The 2,460-nt window shown below is 66.7% G+C and carries 5 protein-coding genes; all 5 read left to right on the top strand.

Annotated elements, in window-relative coordinates; genetic code table 11:
• On the top strand, positions 1-134 hold a 134-nt coding region (locus tag PKA16_RS15775), incomplete at its 5' end, for a 30S ribosomal protein S10 (protein ID WP_324404643.1).
• A gap of 154 nt (positions 135-288) precedes the next feature.
• Positions 289-966: a 50S ribosomal protein L3 gene (gene rplC / locus PKA16_RS15770; RefSeq protein WP_324404641.1), complete on the top strand. Its 678-nt coding sequence runs from the start codon at positions 289-291 to the stop codon at positions 964-966.
• Positions 966-1,586: a 50S ribosomal protein L4 gene (gene rplD, locus PKA16_RS15765; RefSeq protein ID WP_324404639.1), complete on the top strand. Its 621-nt coding sequence runs from the start codon at positions 966-968 to the stop codon at positions 1,584-1,586. The genes rplC and rplD overlap by 1 nt, the downstream gene beginning before the upstream one ends.
• On the top strand, positions 1,583-1,918 hold the full coding sequence (rplW, locus tag PKA16_RS15760; RefSeq protein ID WP_324404637.1) for a 50S ribosomal protein L23: 336 nt from the start codon (positions 1,583-1,585) through the stop codon (positions 1,916-1,918). Before rplD ends, rplW begins: the two co-directional genes overlap by 4 nt.
• A gap of 3 nt (positions 1,919-1,921) precedes the next feature.
• A partial coding sequence (gene rplB, locus PKA16_RS15755) for a 50S ribosomal protein L2 (protein WP_324404635.1) occupies positions 1,922-2,460 on the top strand: 539 nt, incomplete at its 3' end.

Genomic DNA, 2,460 nt, shown 5'->3' with positions numbered 1-2,460 from the left:
CCAGCCGCGACCAGCTCGAGATCCGCACGCACCAGCGCCTGATGGACATCGTCGATCCGACGGACAAGACGGTGGACGCGCTGATGAAGCTCGACCTGCCCGCCGGCGTGGACGTGGAGATCAAGCTGCAGTAGGCGTCGGCCGGGGCGCACCATTGCAGAATGGGTGCGTTCCTGCTATTATTTGCGGCTTGCCGTTTTTTGCGGCAAGCCAATTCAACCCTCTTTCACACCCCAAACGCGCGGGCCAATTGCAGCTTCGCGCGGTGAAAGTCCAGGAGTCAATAACATGAGTCAAGGCAATCGTCTGGGATTGCTGGGGCGCAAGGTGGGCATGATGCGTCTGTTCACCGATGACGGCGTTTCGGTGCCGGTCACGGTGGTCGACGTGTCGAACAACCGCGTCACCCAGGTCAAGACCCAGGAAAACGACGGCTACGTGGCCCTGCAGGTCACGTTCGGTGCGCGCAAGGCCTCGCGCGTGACCAAGCCGCAGGCTGGTCACCTGGCCAAGGCCGGTGTCGAAGCCGGCGAAATCACCCGCGAATTCCGTGTCGACGGCGACGTTGCCGGCAAGTACGCCGCCGGCAGCACGCTGCCCGTGACCGAACTGTTCGCGGTCGGCCAGAAGGTGGACGTGCAGGGCACCTCCATCGGCAAGGGCTTCGCCGGCACCATCAAGCGCCACAACTTCGGCGCCCAGCGGGCCACGCACGGCAACAGCCGCTCGCACCGCGTGCCGGGTTCGATCTCGATGGCGCAGGATCCGGGCCGCGTGTTTCCGGGCAAGAAGATGACCGGCCACATGGGCGACGACACCGTCACCACCCAGAACCTGGACGTCATCCGCATCGACGAGGCGCGTCAGCTGCTGCTGATCAAGGGCGCCGTGCCCGGCTCGCGCGGTGGCTTCGTCACCGTGCGCCCGGCCATCAAGGCCGGCGCCGCCAAAGAGGAGGCGAAGTGATGCAGCTTGAACTCCTGAACGACCAGGGCGAGGCCACTGCCAAGGTGGATGCGCCCGAAACCGTGTTCGGCCGCGACTACAACGAGGCGCTGGTGCACCAGCTGGTGGTGGCCTACCAGGCCAACGCGCGCCAGGGCACGCGCGCCCAGAAGGACCGCGGCACCGTCAAGCACTCGACCAAGAAGCCGTATCGCCAGAAGGGCACCGGCCGCGCGCGTGCCGGCATGACCTCCTCGCCGCTGTGGCGCGGCGGCGGTCGCACCTTCCCGAGCAGCCCGCTGGAGAACTTCAGCCAGAAGCTCAACAAGAAGATGTACCGCGCCGGCATGGCCTCCATCCTGTCGCAGCTCGCGCGCGAGGGGCGGCTGGCGGTGGTCGACTCGATCAAGGTCGACTCGCCCAAGACCAAGCAGCTGGCGCAGAAGTTCAAGGCCATGAAGCTCGATTCCGTGCTGGTGATCGCCGATGAGGTCGACGAGAACCTGTATCTGGCCTCGCGCAACCTGGGCCACGTGCTGGTGATCGAGCCGCGCTACGCCGACCCGGTGTCGCTGGTGCACTACAAGAAGGTGCTGGTGACCAAGGGTGCGATCGACCAGCTCAAGGAGATGTTCGCATGAGCCGCATCAATCCGACTCCGGCCGAGCGCCAGTTCGACGAAGGGCGCCTGATGCAGGTGCTGGTGGCGCCGGTGATTTCCGAGAAGGCCACGATGGTGGCCGAGAAGTCCAACGCCGTCACCTTCAGGGTGCTGCGCAGCGCGACCAAGCCCGAGATCAAGGCGGCGGTCGAACTGCTGTTCAATGTTCAGGTCAAGAGCGTCTCCGTCGCCAACCAGAAGGGCAAGACCAAGCGCTTCGGGCGTATGGTGGGCCGCCGCGACCACGTGCGCAAGGCCTATGTCCTGCTCAAGGAAGGCCAGGAGCTAAACCTGTCCGGGGAGGCCGCGTAAGCCATGGCCATCATCAAGATCAAACCCACCACGCCGGGCCGCCGCGGCACCGTCAAGGTCTCGCGCCAGCACCTGCACAAGGGCGAGGGCTTCGCGCCGTTGCTCGAGCCCCAGTTCCAGCAGGCCGGCCGCAACAACCACGGCCGCATCACCACGCGCCACAAGGGCGGCGGTCACCGCCACCACTACCGCGTGGTCGATTTTCGCCGCAACAAGGACGGCATCCCGGCCAAGGTCGAGCGCATCGAGTACGACCCGAACCGCTCGGCGCACCTGGCGCTGGTGTGCTATGCCGACGGCGAGCGCCGCTACATCATCGCGCCGCGTGGCGTCGAGGTGGGCACCCAGCTGGTGAGCGGCGCCGAGGCGCCGATCCGCGTCGGCAACACGCTGCCGATCCGCAACATCCCGGTCGGCTCGACCATCCACTGCATCGAGCTCAAGCCCGGTGCCGGCGCGCAGGTCGCGCGCTCGGCGGGGACTTCGGCGACGCTGCTGGCGCGCGAGGGCACCTACGCCCAGGTGCGCATGCGCTCGGGCGA

Source organism: Ottowia sp. (assembly GCF_035325765.1).
Lineage (GTDB): Bacteria > Pseudomonadota > Gammaproteobacteria > Burkholderiales > Burkholderiaceae_C > Ottowia.
This window is presented reverse-complemented; position numbering and strand designations above follow the sequence as displayed.